Origin of the sequence: Flavobacterium sp. IMCC34518, assembly GCF_027111095.2 — a bacterium.
Taxonomy (GTDB): Bacteria; Bacteroidota; Bacteroidia; order Flavobacteriales; family Flavobacteriaceae; genus Flavobacterium; species Flavobacterium praedii.
Map to the genome: position 1 here is coordinate 1979116 of NZ_CP114284.2, position 19149 is coordinate 1998264.

Sequence of the window (19149 nt, forward strand, 5' to 3'; positions counted from 1 at the left end):
GAGACAATTAAGTTTGTCTCCTTTTTTTATTTTCCGTTATAGGTGGTCATTGTATTTTCTATACCTGCTGTTCCGAAAGATTTTATGATTTCGGAGGCGAGTTCTAGTCTTTCTGGAAGTTTTGCCTTTTCGGTATCGTCCCAATCGCCCAAAACGTAATCAATTTGTTGCCCTTTTTTGAATTCATCGCTTATGCCAAATCGGAAGCGGGTGTATTCTTGTGTGTTTAGCACGAGATTAATGTTTTTGAGTCCGTTGTGTCCGCCATCACTCCCTTTTTTTCGAATGCGAATGGTTCCGAACGAAAGATTCAAATCATCGGTGATGATAAAAATGTTTTCTAGAGAAATGTTTTCTTTATCCATCCAATATTTTACCGCTTTTCCACTTAGATTCATGTAAGTGTTTGGTTTAAGAAGCAAAAAAGTTCTTCCTTTGAATTTGTATTCGGCCAGCGCGCCAAGTTTGACGGTTTCGAATGAAACTCCTTCTTTCTTCGCTAGGAAATCTACGACTTTGAAACCAATGTTGTGTCGGGTATTTACGTATTCGGAGCCAATGTTGCCAAGGCCTACGATTAAAAATTTAGTACTCACGTTATTTATTGTTTTTTGGGGTTCGTGAACCTCTAGTTTCATGTTATCGATTCTCGTTACTGTTTTTGGTGATGAAAACAGGTTTTTTATCCATTTTATCATGGTGCAAAAATAGTGTAAAAAGTATAAAGAGGAAAGAATCAAGTAAAAAGAACCAAGGGATTAGAATACAGAAAAGGTAAAATTATTTTAAATTCTAAATTTTGAAATTTGGAATTAATTTAAAGAATGTTTTCAAAAGGACACTATGTTTCTCTTTAGCCCCGATGGGAAGGAAAATCCTTTTATTTTTTCTTAGAAAAATAAAAGATTTGGAAGGACAGCGGGAATCCTGTTTCCTGATATGCCTAATCTTTCGCTTCTATTCAAAAAAAAAGCACCAGTTGAGAAACTGATGCTTTTGATATAGATTGAAAAAGTATTATTTTTTCTTTTTTGCAGGAGCTTTTGCTGCTTTTGCTGCTTCTTGCGCTGCTTTCATAGCGGCACGAGAGATCTTCACTTGACAAATTACTGTATTGTCTGGGTGCATGATTTTGAAGTTTGGCGTTGGCACTTTAGTAACGTATAATTTGTTACCCATGTCAAGAGGTGTAATGTCAGCCTCAACGAAATCTGGAAGATTTTTTGGTAAAGCTCTTACTTTTAATTTACGGTTGTTTAAACGTAAATCTCCACCTGCCATAACTCCTTTTGAGTTACCAACAATTTTTACTGGAACTTCCATAGTGATTTCTTTATCCTCATGGATTTGAAAGAAGTCAATGTGTAAAATTTTGTCTGATACTGGGTGCACTTGAATGTCTTGCAAAATTGCGCTGTACGTTTTTCCTTCACCAAGCTCAATCACAACTGTGTGTGCGTTTGGAGTGTAAACCAAGTTCTTGAAAGCTATAACTTCCGCTGAAAAATGAACTGCTTGACTTCCTCCGTATAATACGCAAGGAACCAATCCAGCATTACGTAAGGCTTTAGTTGCTACTTTACCTACGCTTTCTCTTTCTGATCCTTTAATTGTAATCGATTTCATTGTAAAAATTTATATAGTTATTAATTAAACTCTTTTTCTAGTTTAGGGGGCATTACATTAAAAACTTCCCGCTAATTGAATTGTTGTGGTGTACCATGTGCATTACTTCAGCAAAAAGTGGTGCACAACTCACTACTCTTATTTTGTTAGATTGTTTCTTTAACGGAATAGAATCGGTTACAATTAATTCCAATAATTTTGAATTTTCTATTTTCTCGTAAGCAGCACCTGATAATATGGCGTGTGTACAAATGGCTCTAACGCTTAAGGCTCCTTTTTCGATCATTAAATCGGCGGCTTTCGCCAAAGTTCCTCCAGTATCAATCATGTCATCTACTAAGATTACATTTTTTCCTTTTACTTCTCCGATAAGTTCCATTGTTTCAATAACATTGGCCGCTTTTCTTTGTTTGTAACAGATTACTACTTCAGAATTTAAGAATTTAGAATAAGCGTAAGCTCTTTTCGATCCTCCCATATCTGGTGAAGCAATCATTAAATTGTCAAGACCTAAACTTTCTACATACGGCAAAAAGATTGTGGATGCAAAAAGATGATCTACTGGTTTCTCAAAGAAACCTTGTATTTGATCAGCATGCAGGTCCATGGTCATTATTCTGGTCGCTCCTGCAGCATCTAGTAAATTGGCTACTAGTTTTGCTCCTATCGGAACTCTTGGTTTGTCTTTTCTGTCTTGTCTTGCCCAACCGAAATAAGGTATTACAGCGGTAATGTGTCTTGCTGATGCACGTTTTGCAGCGTCAATCATCAATAATAATTCCATTAAATTATCGGCAGTAGGAAACGTTGAGCATACTATAAATACACGCAATCCTCTGATAGATTCTTCATACGAAGGTTGAAATTCACCATCACTATAAGTAGATATGGTAACTTTTCCCATTGGGATGCCGTATTCTTTTGCGATTTTCTCTGCAAGATATTCACTTTTTGAACAAGCAAAAATTTTAGCTTCTGGTTCTAGGTGTGACATTTAATTTGTTGTTTTAATTTCGAAGCTCTTTATATAATAGGACTTTATCAATTTGTACAAAGTCAGAAGAATATAAATGCCTCGAGTGTAGTTAGTTGTGTGTACCGTTTTTAACGAGGTGCAAATTTAGAAAATAAAATCAACTCTGAAAGGAAAAAATTAAGTATTTTTATTAGAATGTTTAAAAATATTTTTTACATTTGCACCGTGTTAAAGGAAAAGATAGTTGTTAATTTTAATTGTCTCTTTATTGCGTTGAAATAATTCTTTTATTATTTCATGTCTAGCTAAGCCCGGATGGCGGAATTGGTAGACGCGCTGGTCTCAAACACCTGTGGGAAACCGTGCCGGTTCGACTCCGGCTCCGGGTACAAAAACCGCTTCGAAAGAAGCGGTTTTTTTGGTTTTTAAATATTCGAATACTTTTTATATTCCTCATTCCGGGTCTTCTACAATTCTTTTTTTTTGATTCCTTTTTTTTGTATAACATTTTCAATTGAATGTTTTATTAGACTAATTTTTTTAACTTTTTTGTTTTCTTACTCTTTCTTTGTGCAAACTTTTAATTAAGCATTAACTTTCTAAACTTGTAATATATTACTATCAAAAAATAATTTCGTATAGCTGGATTTTATGTATTTTTTACTGTTAATTTATTAAATTTTGTTAAATTAAATATTACATTTTTTATGAATTATGTTATATTAAAAATCGATTAAATGTGTTTGTTTGTCGACCAAATATCAATTTATTAAGAAATAGTGGCTTTAATTTACTATTTTTTGAAAATTTGTAAACACTACAACGTTGTAGTTTTTATTGTTAAAAAAGAGATTATTTTAAATGTAATTAATGATTTACTTTTAAAACCTTAAAGGTTACTAAATCGTTATTTTTTTAACAGTAAAACAAGATTGATGAAAATAATATTACGTTTAATTTTTCTTATTATCATTTTATTAAGCAATAAATTAATTGCGGTAAATTTTGCGAATTTAGCAACGTTTACAACCCATAAAGATAATATTTTTCTTTCAAAAAGTATTGGTACTAAAAATTCTTTATATAACACTTCTTATTTGTCGTTAAAAGCTTTAGCAGTAATCACTCCTCCTAACACAGTAGCGGGTAGTTCCTGTGGGCCAGGTATAGTGACTCTTTCGGCTACTGGAGCTACTGGTGATATCATCGAATGGTTTTCTAGTCAAACTAGTCCAACGGTTTTGGCAACTGGAAATACTTATAGTCCAAATGTTTCAGCAACTACTACTTTTTACGTTTCTGCTAGATCAGGATTGGGTACTAGTACTCGTGTTCCAGTTGTAGCATCGGTATATAATATTCCTCCAGCAGTTTCTTTGTCGTCAAATCCAATAAATAACACTTCCAATCCTTTGTGTTTAGGGACTTCGGTTACTTTTACAGCTTCAGGAGGAGCTGATTTATTTGAATTTTCAGTTGATGGTGTTGTTAAGCAGGCAATGTCAAGCAGTAAATTATTTACTACGAATGCATTGACTAATGGTCAAATAGTAAGCGTTCGATCCAGATATGCAGTAACATTAGACGGAAATCTTACCGAAAGTGCTTGGGGGACAGGAGTGTTGGAAGACAATGTTGGTGGGGCTTCTTTGTCTGGAAATGCAGCAAATGGATATATTAATGCCTTAAAAATAAGTTCAACCGAAGATAAATTGGTTTTTGGGATTGCTGGTAAAGCTTTAAATTTTAGAAGGATAATGGTTTTTCTAGATACCAAGCCAGGTGGATTTAATGTTTCTAATTATGGTGACGAAAATGGATCGCTACCAGATGTAAGAGCTTTTAATTATTTTAACAACAATCCCAGTACTTTTGATTCTTATTTTGCCGCTGATTATTGTATTGCAATTGCTACAGATACTGGTGAAACGAATTATTATGCTGACGTAATAGAATTGAAAACTGGAAATTCTACCAAAACCTATTTAGGAACTGCTGCCACTGGAACTCCAACTGCTGTAATGGGTGTTAATAAAAATAATACAGGAACCACAGATAATAATTTAGGATTTGAAGTGCAAGTATCCAAAGCATTAGTTGGTTATACTGGTGGAGACGTTAAATTTTTTGCTTTTACAATGCAAGATAACTCTTCGTCTAATTATAATGTCACAAACTCTTTTTTAAGCCCCGCAACTAGAACTACGGATTATGGAAGTGGAGCAGTCGATTATAATCTTGAAGCTCCAAATCCTGTTGTTGTGGCAGGTGCAGCAATGACTCCTTGTTATTCTACCGCAAGTTTACCAATTAATTTTGCATCCAGTCCAACTATTGCTAATGTAGGAGCGAATCAATCTAGATGTTCTTTGACGAGTGCTCCTCTGGGAGGAAATACACCATCAGTAGGAACAGGAGTTTGGTCTCAAAAATCAGGACCAGGAACTGTTACATTTAGTGATAATTCTCTTGGGAATACTACAGCTACCGTTAGTGTGACAGGAACTTATGTTTTTACTTGGACTATTTCAAGTGGTCAATGTAGTGTATCATCTGCTGATATTACAGTTGTTTATAATGTTACAGATGCTCCAACAGGTTTTTCCAATCAAAATTTTTGTAAATTAAATATCCCAAAAGTTAGTGACTTGGTTGCTACAGGAAATAATATAGAATGGTTTTCAACAGCTATTGGTGGCACAGCGATTCCCACTAATACAGATGTAGTGACGGGTTCTTATTATGCAGAACAAACCAATGCGACAACTTCTTGTAAAAGTATTGCTCGTTTGCAAGTAAATGTTATTGTGGATGATCCGGCAGGCCCTATAATAGCAGCTACTCAAACATTTTGTAATTCAGCAAAAATTAGTGATTTAGTTGCAACCGGTACTGACGTAAAATGGTATGCGGCTCCAGTAGGAGGTTTGCCATTAGATCCCAATACTGATTTAGTAAATGGAGAAACCTATTATGCCACACAAACAATTACAGGTACATTATCTTGTGAAAGTTTTTCAAGATCTACAACTACAGCTACAATAAATGTAACTCCAGTTCCAACGGGTTCTGGTACACAAACAGTTTGCAACTCTGGAACAATAGCCGATCTATTGGCGTCAGGGGCAGGAACTATTAAATGGTACGCCAATTCAACTGGAGGAAGTGCTCTTTCTACTTCGGTAGTTTTGGTTTCTGGTACTACATATTATGCTTCTCAAACAATTGGAACTTGCGAAAGCGCTGCCAGATATGCGCTTACAGTTACAATAAATAATCCACAACTGGCTGTAAGTGGAGGAAATCAATCGGTTTGTGCATCGAGTCCTTTACAAACTCTAACAGCAAATGCATCTGTTGCAACCGGAACAATTGTTTGGTATAATGCTATGACAAACGGAACTATAGTTACTAGTCCAGTTTTAAATGCAGTTGGTACTATAACTTTTTATGCGCAGAATAACATAGCTTCTTGTTCAAGCACTTCAAGAACAGCTGTTGTTTTAGAAATAAAGGATTCTCCATTTTTGAATATCACGACAAAAACGTGTTCGGCTGATTTATTATCCTATACTGTAGCTTTTACTGTTAACAGTGGAAGTACTATTACAAGAATACCAGCTGTTGGAGTGATAGCTGGAAATTCTATAACTAATATTCCTGCAGGAACCAATATTACCATTTCGGCTGATAAAGGAAATGGGTGTATTGAATCTATTGTTGTAACCGCTCCCAATTGTGCATGTGCCATTATAAGCAATCCAATTACTGGAGGGAACAACTCTATTTGCGAAGGGCAGGTTAATCTTAGTTTGTCAGCTACAGTTAATGCAGGAGAAACGGTAGATTGGTATCCAACAAATAGTGGGGGTGTTTCTATATTGCCAAACAGTACTACTTACACCCCAACCGTTACTTTGCCTGGCGTTTACACTTATTATGCTGAAGCTAGAAAAACTGTTGATAATTGTTTAAGTTCCAGTAGAACTGCTGTATCGCTGACTATAAATTCGCAATCCAAACCTACGGGTTCAAACGTCCAAACCTTTTGTGAATCTCAAAATGCTACTGTTGGAAATTTAATGGCCATTGGAACTAATATTAAATGGTATGCTGATGCAATTGGTGGCACCCCTCTTTCTAGTTCGGACGCATTAGTTGATTCAGAAGATTATTATGCTTCTCAAACAGCAACATCTGGTTTGCTTTGTGAGAGTGTCGAGCGGTTGAAAGTAATTGTAACTATTAATAAACCTGCTGCTCCCATAACAACTGTTGCTAATCCCATTTTTTGTAATTCCGCAACTGTAGCAGATTTAACAGGAACAGGAACAAATGTAAAATGGTATGATTCTTTGGGTACTTTATTAACTGCTAGTTCATCTTTGACTGATGGTTTATATTTGGCTACTCAAACGATTTCTGGTTGTGAAAGTGTTACTAAATTAAGCGTAACTGTTTCTATCAATAAGCCATTACCGATAACAATCAATGGAAATTTAACTTTTTGTGAGTCCGAAAATGCAACAGTTGCTTCTCTTACAACTAAAGCGACTTCTGGAACTTCTATAAAATGGTATACGTCAGCTACAGGAAATACAGCATTATTGTCTTCAACGTCTTTGATTAATGGTTTATATTATGGTTCTCAGACAGTATCTGGTTGCGAAAGTACGCCAAGAGTCATAGTGGATGTTACTATAAATGCTCCATCAAGTCCAATTGGTGATGGAATACAGTTGTTTTGTTCCAGTCAATCTGCAAAAATATCGAATTTAGTAGTTACCGGTAGCGCTCCAATTGTTTGGTATAACGCTCCAATTTCGGGAAGTTCATTGCCTGTGTCAACTTCTTTGGTAGATGGGATGAAATATTATGCTACTCAAAATGTTTCAGGTTGTGAAAGTGTAAATCGTCTTGAAATTTCAGCAGTAATTGTTGATCCTTTGACTCCAACAGCTGACTCTGTGACACCTCTTTTTTGTGAATCTCAAAATGCAACACTAAATTCAATTGTATTAAAAGGGATTATAAATAATTCAAATGTTGTTTGGTATGATGCTACAAGTGGAGGGACTATTTTACCTTCGAATACAATGATTACTACAGGAACGAGCTATTATGCTTCCCAACAATCCACTACTCCAATAATTGGATGTGAAAGCATAAACAGATTAATGGTTAGCCCTGTTTTGGATAAACTACAAACTGGAATTATTGATAGTATGATTCAGCCAACTTGTGCAATACCTACAGGAAGTATTATGTTTAGCGGATTACCAACAACTGGAACCTGGACTATTATTCCATCCTTTGGCACAATTCAATCTGGTTCAGGAACTAGTTATTTGTTTACTGGTTTAGCGGCTGATACCGATTATACTTTTAAAGTTTCTAATTCCAATAGTTGTACTTCAGTTTCTTCAACTGTAGTAGCAAAAATGAATGCAATTCCGAAGCCTCCGTTAATGCCAACAGTTTCGAATAGTATTCAGCCTACTTGTGCCATTCCAACGGGAACTATTGTAATTACACCACAACAAGGAATGGAGTTTAGTTTGGATGGAACTAATTATCAAATTTCAACTATTTTTGAATTTTTACCTCCAGGAAATTATGTGATGAATGTTCGAAATATTTCGGATGCTTCTTGCTCTATTAATTCTGGGACAACCGTTAAAATTGATGCAATTCCAAATTTGCCAATAGTTCCAACGGTTTTAAATCTTGTACAACCATCTTGTGCCGTTCCAACAGGAACAATTTCGATTGCAACACAAATAGAAATGGAATACAGTTTAGACGGAATAAATTATCAATTGCCTAATGTTTTTAGCAGCCTTGCTTCGAATGATTATACACTTTATGCTCGGAACACCGCCGACGTTACTTGCGCTTCAAATTCTGCAGTTGCTGCTAAAATCAATGCAGTACCAACAGTGCCATTAGTTCCAACAGCTTTGAGTGTTGTTCAACCTACTTGCGCAATACCATCTGGAACCATTACTATTGCATCTCAAACTGGGAAAGAATATAGCTTGGATGGAATTAACTATCAAAATTCAAATGTATTCAACGGTCTTAACCCAAATAATTATACTTTAAATGTTAGAAATGTTGGAGATATTACTTGTGTCGCATCATCGTTGGGCGCAACAACTATAGACCCAAAACCTTTGGTTCCTGTTACACCAACTCTTTTGTCAGTGATTCAACCTACCTGTTTGGTGCCTGTTGGAACAATTGAAATAGCGGGAATAGCTGGAGTTGAATATAGTGTAGGTAATGGTTATCAAGATAATCCTGTCTTTCAGAATTTAGCGCCTGCCAATTATATAGTAAGCGTTCGATTTAAAAACAACATTACCTGCGAAACCATAGGAGCCAAACAATTAATAAGTACAATACCTCCTGAAATTCAATTTGAATCCTCTTGGACTTGCGTGTCTAATAAGTATGAAGTAACAGCTAGTCCGTTGTCAAATTCTTATGATTCAAATACAGTTGAATATATATGGAAAGATCAAAGTGGAGCTACAGTTGGAACTAATTCGAATATTTTGAATGTAAGCGATATAATAGAAGCTACTGCTATAACAGAAACCTATCCATTGGTTTATAACCTTACAGTGAAATCCAATTCAACAGGTTGCGAAACAACTTCAAACATTACTATTGAATCGATATACTGCGATATTCAGAAAGGTATTTCTCCAGATGGAAATGGTTCAAATGATTTTTTTGATTTACGATTGATGGATGTTAAAAAATTAGAAATTTTTAATCGATATGGCCTTCAAGTATATCATCAGTCCAATTACAAAGATCAATGGTTTGGACAAACCAATAATGGTGAACCACTTCCTAGTGCGACCTATTATTATGTGATAGAGTTTAATAATGGTGAATCTAAAACAGGATGGATTTATTTAATTCGTGAAAATTAAAATAGAAATAATTAAAGAAACTTTTTTTAGAAAAAATATATAACACATGAATAAAATTTTACTGACTACTTTATTATTTCTGTTGCTTGTTATGGATGTAAAGGCACAACAAGATCCTCAATATACTCAATACATGTACAATATGAATGTTATAAATCCTGCTTATGCTGGTACCAAAGAGCACATTACTTTTGGGTTGTTGTACAGAAAACAATGGTTGGATATTGAAGATGCTCCTACCTCTTTTACTTTTTACGGGGAAGGTGCCGTAGGAAAAAACGTTGGTGTTGGGTTGTCTTTAATTGCCGATAAAATAGGGCCAATAACGGAACAAAATGTGTATGGTGATTTTGCTTATAAATTAAAAATAGGAGAAAATAGTAACTTATCTTTTGGAGTTAAGGCTGGAGCGACTTTTCAAAAAGTTAATTTTGCTGAAATCATTTCTACCTTACCAGATCCCTCGGAAGGCATTTTTGGCAAAAACAGCAATGATGTAACCTTCAATATGGGAGCGGGTGTTTTTTATTATACCGATAAATATTATGTTTCATTTTCGATACCTAATATGATTAAGGCTGCTCATTTAGATTATGACGGCAAACAATATGGTTCAGATGTTTCTCATTATTTTTTAACTGCGGGCTATGTTTTTGATCTTAATCCAAATTTAAAATTTAAGCCCTCATTTTTGTTAAAATCCGCATTTAGTGTCCCAACTTCTATAGATGTTTCTGCTAACTTTTTATATCAAGAAAAAGTAGAATTTGGAGCTACTTATAGATTGCAAGATAGTTTTGGTTTGTTAGTTAATTTTAATGTTACACCTGATTTAAGAATAGGATATGCTTATGATCACATTGTTTCAAATCTAAATATTGCTACTTCATCTTCTCATGAGATAATTTTATTGTACGATTTTTTACCAGTCAAAAAAGTATCACTTTCCCCAAGATTCTTCTAATATTATAAGTTATTTGAAATGAAAAAAAATATTATGATTTTCTTTTTTGTGTTATTGAGTTTTTCTCTTTTGGCACAAAATAAAAACACTAAAATTGCTGATGCTTTATTTGAAAGATTCGAATATGTAAAAGCTACTCAAGAATATCTTCTTTTGGTCGAAAAAGGTAAAGCAGATCCTTATGTGTATAAGCAATTAGGAGAGTGTTATTATAATATGTTCAATACTGTTGAATCGGCTAAGTGGTATGCAATGGCAGTAAAAACGGATCAAGATGCTGAAACGTATTTTAATTACGCACAAATGCTAAAAGTAAATACTAAATATGAAGAAGCGAATATTCAAATGAAAGTCTTTGCCGAAAAAGCTCCAATGGATCAACGAGCGATAGAATTCAATAAAGATCCCAATTATTTACCCAGTCTGATTGATAAAGAAAAGCTTTTTGATGTCAAAATATTGGATATTAATTCGGATAAGTCTGATTTTGGAGCGGCTCTATTTGGTGATGTTTTATATTTTTCAAGTGCTCGAAATGTTGGCGGTAAAAAATACGGATGGAATGATGAGCCGTTTTTGGATATTTATCAATCAAATCTAAAGGCTGATGGAAGTTATTCTACACCAATAGCAGTTTCAGAATTGAATTCCAGATTTCATGAAGGTCCAGTAAGCGTAACTGCAGACGGGAATACCATTTATTTTTCTAGCGAAAGTTTTAATTCCAATCTTTATGAAAAAGACAATGCCAAACGTCTAAAATTTGGTCAGGTTCATTTGTTTAAAGCGCAAAAAGTGAATGGCATTTGGACTTCGATAACCCCAATGACTTTCAATAGCAAAAAATATTCTACCAGTAATCCATCCATTGATAAAGAGGGTAAAACTTTGTATTTTTCGTCAAATATGCCCGGTTCTATTGGTGGAATAGATATTTGGAAAGTCCAAGTAAATAATGATGGAACATACGGAAAACCAGAAAATTTAGGAGCTAAAATTAACACAGCTGGAGATGAAAGTTTTCCTTTTGTTACAAATGATAATATACTGTATTTTGCATCCAATGGGTTGCCTGGTTTTGGAGGATTGGATGTGTTTTTTGTGGATTTGAAATCAAATGATGTTCCAAAAAATGCTGGGAAACCCGTAAATTCAGAGAAAGATGATTTTGCATTAACGTATAATACGATTAAGCAATTGGGTTATGTGTCTAGCAATAGGTCTGGTGAAGATCATATTTATTCTTCTATTCCAATTTGTAAAGGAAAGATAAAAGTAGTCGTTAAAAGCGTGAAAGATAATTCTGTTTTGATACATTCAAAAGTGCTTATTTTGGATGAAAAAGGCAATGTAATTGGCACCCAATTATCAAATGAAAAAGGGGAAGTAATTTATGATGTCGATTGCGAAAAAATTTATGTAATTGAAGTGTATAAAGATGGTTACGTAACTGAAAAAATGCCACTTGCCAAATTTGTTGGAGGAGTGATTACGGTTGATGTTAACATAAAACCTATTGATGTTGTAATTACTGAAACTGAAATTATTTTGAACCCTATTTACTTTGATTTTAATAAAAGTAATATTACTAAACAAGGGGCAGAAGAGCTTGATAAATTGGTTTATGTAATGTCACAAAATGACAAATTGAAGATATATGTAAAATCTCATTCCGATTCCAAAGGAGATGATAAATACAATTTAAATCTTTCGGATAAAAGAGCAAAAGCTACAGTTCAATATGTGATTTCCAAAGGAATTGATGCGGCTCGAATTTCTGGCAAAGGATTTGGAGAAACGGAACTTAAAATTGATTGCAAAAACAAATGCACAGAAGAACAAAATGCGATTAATAGAAGATCCGAATTTTTATTGGTGAAGTAAATCGGCTAATTTTTGAAATTTTAAATATCACAAAACTTTCGCAATTAGTGAGTTTGTTTAAACTTTTCAACACTATCACGTTTTCGTAAAAAAAATAGAAATTCAACCCAGTTGTATCTGTTAATATTTACATAAATTTAACATTTAAAAAAATGCTTTATGTGTAATTTTTTAAATATTTTTTTAGATGATTGATAAAAAGATAGTTTAAAAAAAACACATATCAAAATAGGATTGATATTTTCAATTCGCCAAACCAAACTATTTATAACCTATACTTATGCAAAATTTTACTTTGCAATCCCTTTTTGCCCCAAAAAAGAGATTACTACTACTTGTTTTTTTATGTTTTATAACATTTACTTTTTCCAATGCTCAGAATTATATTACCAATGGTGATTTTGAATCTGGAAACAAAGTCGGTTACGACATTAATGGTTTAGGGTATACTTTTGTAACAGGTCTTACAGGATCAAGTAATCCTGGAGATTATGCTTTGATTGCAGATCCATTTAGCATGAACAATGCAACTTTTATACATGGAAAAGATCATTCTGGAGTGGGTAAAATGCTTGCTATTCATGGGAATACTTCTGGTGGACAACAGCGATTTTACAAAGCGGGAACAAATGGTGGAGGCGTATGTGGGTTAACGGTTGGGGCTTTATACACATTTACGTATTATGTAGGATCTATTTCTTCAACAGTTGTTGGTGCAGCTACTCAAGCGGATATAGGTGTTTCTTTTAATAATGCAACTAGTGTCACACTCATAGCGGGCACCACATTAGTTCCACTACCAATTGCGCTACCAGCATCAAATTGGCAGAAGGTTACTTATACTTTTATCGCATCTAATGCCTGTGTAAACATTGAAATGTACAATAACAATACAAGTGCAGCGGGTAATGATTTTGCAATAGATGATATTTCTCTTTATGGTCCTCCAAAACCGATAACACTTTCGTATACGCAATCTAATCTTTCTTGTCCTACGTCTAATGATGGTACGATCATAGGTTACGCAGGTTGGGGCGTTCCTCCGTATACTTTTACCTTAACGGGGCCAACTGTAGTTCCTTCAAATTCAACAGGAATATTTACCGGTTTAGCTGCTGGGAACTATTCACTTAAAGTTGACGATTCACAAGCAACACCCGATAATAAAACCGTATCTCCAATCGTTTTGACTGCTCCATTAGATATTAGCGTTACATCGGATGCTGTAGGTTGCGTAGTCCCAGGTACATTGGTTAAATTAACCGCTTCTAATGCCGGGCCGACTTATACTTGGAAAAATTCGTTAGGTACTGTTTTAGGAACTGCTAACCCTTATTTTGTAAACCCAATAGTAAATACCACCTATACTGTTGAATCCACAATAAGTACTACAACACCTCCTTCAAATTTAATAACAAACGGCGATTTTGAAATTGGCAACACTGGTTTTAAATCTAGCTATGGTTTTTATAGTGGTTCAACTGCAGGGGCAAATAAAGCTTATGGTATACAATCGGATCCAAAGAATTCATTTATGAATTTTGTGTCATGCGGAGATAAAACAACTGGAACAGGACTCATGATGGTGGTTGATGGAGCAATTGATGGCACTAGTGTGGTTTGGTCGCAAACGGTACACGTTGAGCCTTCGACTAATTATGACTTTTCATTTTGGGTGCAAAATCTAACGGCTCTAAATCCTGCAAAGTTTAAAGTCACAATAGGCGGTACTGCAGTTTCACTTTCAGCACTATCGGCTACGAATATTCCAACTGGAATTTCTCCATCTCCTCCAGTAGGTTGTGGATGGACACAAATAAAAGGCACATGGCCTTCAGGGTTAGTCACCCCAAATCCCGAAATAATAATTATAGATACAGAAACTAATCCATCAGGGAATGATTTTGGGTTAGACAATATAACCTTCATACCGCAAACATCTACAGTAAGATCTTGTCCATTATCTAAAACTATTTCAATAAATGTAGGCGGAAATATAGATCAGCCATTTACTTATGCAACTCCTGTTTGTAAAAATGGTGCAAATCCAACACCAACACCAGGTACTGGTTTTATTTCTGGTGGGACATATTCCGCAAGTTCTACTAATTTAATAATTAATTCAACAACGGGTGTGATTGATTTACTAACATCATTGCCTGGTTCTTATACGGTTACATATGCAGTTACATCAGGTTGTAATTCGGGAACAACTGTAACTCCAGTTCCTATTACCATAAATGCACAGCCAATTGCTGGAACCTCTGGAAGTACAACGATTTGTGAAACCAGTAGCACTCCCATAGATTTATTTAGTTTAATTACTGGCGAACAAACTGGAGGAACTTGGACAAGAACAACAGGTGCAGGAGGAGTATTTAATGCTGCTTCAGGCACATTTACACCAGCAGTTGGAGCTACTACAAGTACGTTTACCTATACTTTGACAGGGACTTCACCTTGTGTAAATAGTACTAGCGTTTCAACTGTTATTATCAATCCACAACCCATTGCAGGAACATCAGGAAATACAACAGTTTGTGAAAGCAGCAGTACTCCAATAAATTTATCGAGTTTAATAACTGGTGAGCAATCTGGAGGAACTTGGACAAGAACAACGGGAACAGGCGGAATATTTACTGCTGCTTCGGGCACATATACACCAGCAGTTGGAGCAACCACGAGTACTTTTACCTATGCTTTGGCGGGAACATCGCCTTGCATTAATAGTAGCAGTGTAGCAACAGTAACTATTATACCACAACCAATTGCAGGAACATCAGGAAATACAACGGTTTGTGATAGCGATACCACATCAATAGATTTATATAGTTTAATAACTGGTGAACAAGCTGGTGGAAGCTGGTCCAGAACGACAGGATCTGGAGGTACTTTTAATTCTGCAACGGGATCTTTTACGCCAGCCATAGGCGCAACAAACAGCACGTTTACCTATAATTTAGTAGGGACTGCGCCTTGTGTTAACAGTACAAGTATTGCGACAGTCAATGTCAATCCAATTCCTACCATAACCATTGGTTGCGGTATTCCAACAGCAAATAGTGTTCAATTTAATTGGAATGCGATTTCGGGTGCAACATCCTATACTTACAGTTATAGTGTTGCTTCTGGTGTTCCAGTTACCGGAAATACGGCCGGAAATACGTTTACAGTTAATGGGTTGTTACCGGGGCAAAATGTTTCCATTTCAGTCACTTCAGTTGGGAATACATGTATAGCAACAGGCATAGGGAATTGTGTATCATCTAGTTGTCCTACTCCAACAGTGACTCCATTAAGTGATATAACCGTTTGTGCAAACGGAACAGTTTCTGTTCCGGTCTTTGCAAGTACGCCTGCGGGAGCAACTTTCAATTGGGCCAGTAACAATACTGCTATTGGAATTGTTGCTAATGGAACTGGTGATATTTCATCATTTACCGGACTTAACACAACAGCGATTACACAGACGGCAACAATAACAGTTACAGCAACTAATGCTACATGTACAGGTCCAGCTTCGACTTTTAAAATTAATGTAATTCCATTGCCTGTAGTTGCTTTGACATCTAGCATATCCTCTTCCTTACAAACGGTTTGTATTAATACTCCTTTGTCTGCTATTACATATTCAATAGGAGGAACAGGAACAGGAGCAACGGTTTCGGCATTGCCAGCGGGTGTTACGGGAAGTTTTTCAGCAGGGGTTTTTACAATTAGTGGTACACCATCGGTATCGGGTTCGTTTCCCTATACGATATCTACATCTGGTGGCTGTTCTCCGGTAGCGACTTTGGCAGGGACCATAACAGTAAGTCCATTGCCAACTATTACTTTGACATCTTTGGTAACTACAACTACCCAAACGCTTTGTGTCAATACCGCTTTAACGAATATTGCATATGCAGTGAGTGGTAGTGCTACAAGTGCTACAGTAACTGGGTTACCAGTAGGTGTAACGGGAAGTTTTACAGCGGGAGTTTTAACTATTAGTGGTACACCTACAGTATCGGGTTCTTTTGGTTATACAGTATCTACTTCTGGAGGTTGTTCTCCTGCAGCGACTTTGACAGGGACCATAACTGTAAGCGTATTGCCAACCATTACTTTAACATCTGGAACTTCATCAACTACTCAATCGGTATGTATTAATACTGCTTTGACCAATATTTCTTATTTAGTAGGAGGAACAGGTACTGGGGCTTCTGTATCTGTATTGCCAGCAGGGCTTTCGGGAAGTTTTTCAGCAGGAGTTTTTACGATAAGTGGTACGCCAACGGTATCGGGTTCGTTTCCCTATATAGTAAATACAACAGGAGGCTGTTCTCCTCCAGCTAATTTGAGTGGAATTATTAATATAAGTCCTATTTCTGCAATTAGTTTGGTGTCTACGACAGCAACAACTACTCAAACAATTTGTATTAACACAAACATATCTCAAATTAGCTATTCTTTAGGAGGTAGTGCTACAGGAGCAATAGTAACAGGATTGCCAACAGGTGTAACTGGTGCTTTTACATTAGGAATATTTACTCTTAGTGGTAGTCCAACTGTAGCTGGAACATTCAATTATATCGTGACTACTACTGGTGGTTGTACACCAGCAGTAAGTTTAAATGGCACGATAACAGTTAGTCCCATATCAACCCTTATTTTGACGTCGGTAGCTTCTACAACCAATCAAGTTTTTTGTTTGAATTCGGCATTAAATGCAATTACCTATGCAGTTGGAGGAAGTGCAACGGGAGCTGTGGTAAATGGTTTACCGGCAGGAGTAACAGGAAATTTTGCTGGAGGAGTAGTTACCATTAGTGGCACTCCAACAATTTCGGGAGTGTATAATTATACTGTAACCACAACTGGTGGTTGTTCGCCAACCGTAATTTTGAGAGGTACCATTACAATTAATCCTATACCAACGATGATTCTATCATCGGCACCAACAACTACAAATCAAACCATTTGTTTGAATGATTCGATAATACCAATAACATATACGGTTGGGGGTAGCGCTAATGGCGCTACTGTAACTGGATTACCAGCTGGAGTAACTGGTACTTTTGTTACGGGTATTTTTACAATTAGCGGTACACCAACGCTTCAGGGAAATTTTAATTATAGAGTAACCACAACAGGAATTTGTACTCCAGCTATTGTAATACTTGGTACGATTACCGTAAATTCATTACCAATTGCTAGTTATACAGGAATAACATCCCTTTGTTCTGGAAATGTAACTTCGATAGTATTATCAAGTACAATTCCAGGATCCACCTTTTCATGGAATGCAGTGCAAAATAATGTATCAGGTGCTTCTTCTAGTACAGGAAATACAATTGCACAAACACTTTCTACTACGGGGACCAATGTAGGACAAGTGGTATATAATGTAACACCAATTGCTGGAAGTTGTTTAGGATTACCAAAAAAGATTACTATAGATGTAAGCCCTGTGCCTAATGTTGTAGATAATACTGCTAAGAAAATAGTGTGTTCAGGAGAAACAACCAATATTGCGTTATCTAGTGGCATAGTTGGAACTACTTTTTCATGGACTGTAAATGCATCAGGCGTAACAGGTGCTACTGCAGGTTCGGGAAATACCATTACACAAACACTTTCAAATTTGGGTTTTGTACCAGGTACTGTAGATTATACTATTACACCATCAATTAATGGTTGTATTGGCACGCCAATTGTTGTTACGATTACTGTTAATCCGTTACCAGAAGTTTTGGGGACACCCCCAGGAACAATTTGTAGTGGATACAATACTAATGTTGTTTTATCTCCTACAATTTCAGGAACTACTTTTGATTGGACAGTTCTTCAAGTTGGTGTTACTGGAGCTATTGCTGGAACTGGAAATACTATAAATCAAATATTAGAAGCTACTGGAAATTCACAAGGAAATGTTACCTATACAATTACTCCAAGTCTTAATGGATGTATTGGAATACCATTAGATATTATCGTTAACGTAAATCCTTCACCAAAACCTTCTCTTGTAGGAGGTGTAATATGTGTCGAACAAGCAACAGGTATTGCATTTAGAACCAATACACTAGATTCTGGTTTGAGTGCTTCCAACTATAATTTTGTATGGTATTTAAATACTTTGCCCATAATTGGTGCGAACTCTAATACGTATGACGCTATACAATCTGGGGACTACAAAGTGCAAGCGACAAACAATGTAACGGGTTGTGATGCTACATCCGATACAGTTAAAGTGACTGATTCTTTTCCAGGATTAGCTATGACAACAACTCAGACTTTGGCTTTTTCTGATAATGCAATGGTAACAGTTTCCGTAACTGGTGGTAATGCAGCATTTGAATACCAGCTGGATAATGGATCTTTTCAATCGTCAAATGTTTTTGATAATTTGAAACCTGGCCAACATACTATTACTGTTGGTGATGAAAATGGGTGTACTAATTTAACTCAGAACATTTTTGTAATTGGATATCCAAAATTTTTCTCTCCAAATGGAGATGGGCATAATGATTTCTGGAATGTAGTTGGACTCGATGGACAACCTGCATCTGTTATTTATATTTTTGATCGTTATGGTAAATTATTAAAACAAATTAATCCAACGAGTGATGGTTGGGATGGGTTTTATATTGGCGCGGAAATGCCAGCAACAGATTATTGGTTCACCATAGAATATACCGAACAATCCCAAATTAAGTTATTTAAATCACATTTCTCTTTGATACGTTGATTTAGAAAATAATCACTCCCAG

Annotated in this window: 7 protein-coding genes and 1 tRNA gene; 5 read left to right on the forward strand and 3 right to left on the reverse strand. The window is 35.7% G+C overall.

Translation table 11 applies throughout. The features are described 5' to 3' along the window. Positions 1-26: 26 nt before the first annotated feature. The 3 genes from pth to OZP06_RS08565 all read right to left on the reverse strand — a co-directional run bounded on the left by pth (position 27) and on the right by OZP06_RS08565 (position 2620). The gene (gene pth / locus OZP06_RS08555; RefSeq protein WP_269224514.1) at positions 27-698 is read right to left on the reverse strand and encodes an aminoacyl-tRNA hydrolase; all 672 of its coding nucleotides are present in this window, start codon (positions 696-698) and stop codon (positions 27-29) included. A 319-nt stretch (positions 699-1017) separates the two neighbouring features. Beyond that, entirely contained in the window at positions 1018-1626 is a 609-nt protein-coding gene (locus OZP06_RS08560) for a 50S ribosomal protein L25/general stress protein Ctc (protein WP_269224515.1), read from the reverse strand. 52 nt (positions 1627-1678) lie between these two features. Continuing rightward, on the reverse strand, positions 1679-2620 hold the full coding sequence (locus OZP06_RS08565; protein ID WP_269224516.1) for a ribose-phosphate pyrophosphokinase: 942 nt from the start codon (positions 2618-2620) through the stop codon (positions 1679-1681). Between the two features lie 291 nt (positions 2621-2911). Between OZP06_RS08565 and OZP06_RS08570 the strand changes: the two genes are divergently transcribed. The 5 genes from OZP06_RS08570 (at position 2912) to OZP06_RS08590 (ending at position 19127) form a co-directional block, all read left to right on the forward strand. Then, a tRNA-Leu gene (locus tag OZP06_RS08570) sits at positions 2912-2991 on the forward strand. Between the two features lie 546 nt (positions 2992-3537). Continuing rightward, positions 3538-9549, forward strand: a complete 6012-nt coding sequence (locus OZP06_RS08575; protein ID WP_269224517.1) for a gliding motility-associated C-terminal domain-containing protein — start codon at positions 3538-3540, stop codon at positions 9547-9549. A 46-nt stretch (positions 9550-9595) separates the two neighbouring features. Then, a complete protein-coding gene (locus OZP06_RS08580) occupies positions 9596-10513 on the forward strand; it encodes a type IX secretion system membrane protein PorP/SprF (RefSeq protein ID WP_269224518.1) in 918 nt (305 codons plus the stop codon). An 18-nt stretch (positions 10514-10531) separates the two neighbouring features. After that, entirely contained in the window at positions 10532-12397 is a 1866-nt protein-coding gene (locus OZP06_RS08585) for an OmpA family protein (protein WP_281324486.1), read from the forward strand. Positions 12398-12677: 280 nt separating this feature from the next. Beyond that, entirely contained in the window at positions 12678-19127 is a 6450-nt protein-coding gene (locus OZP06_RS08590; protein WP_269224520.1) for a T9SS type B sorting domain-containing protein, read from the forward strand. Positions 19128-19149: the final 22 nt, after the last annotated feature.

Excerpts from the sequence above, each read along its gene's own strand:
- pth (WP_269224514.1), bottom strand. The coding sequence starts at position 698 with ATGATAAAATGGATAAAAAACCTGTTTTCATCACCAAAAACAGTAACG.
- OZP06_RS08560 (WP_269224515.1), bottom strand. The coding sequence starts at position 1,626 with ATGAAATCGATTACAATTAAAGGATCAGAAAGAGAAAGCGTAGGTAAA.
- OZP06_RS08565 (WP_269224516.1), bottom strand. The coding sequence starts at position 2,620 with ATGTCACACCTAGAACCAGAAGCTAAAATTTTTGCTTGTTCAAAAAGT.
- OZP06_RS08575 (WP_269224517.1), top strand. The coding sequence starts at position 3,538 with ATGAAAATAATATTACGTTTAATTTTTCTTATTATCATTTTATTAAGC.
- OZP06_RS08580 (WP_269224518.1), top strand. The coding sequence starts at position 9,596 with ATGAATAAAATTTTACTGACTACTTTATTATTTCTGTTGCTTGTTATG.
- OZP06_RS08585 (WP_281324486.1), top strand. The coding sequence starts at position 10,532 with ATGAAAAAAAATATTATGATTTTCTTTTTTGTGTTATTGAGTTTTTCT.
- OZP06_RS08590 (WP_269224520.1), top strand. The coding sequence starts at position 12,678 with ATGCAAAATTTTACTTTGCAATCCCTTTTTGCCCCAAAAAAGAGATTA.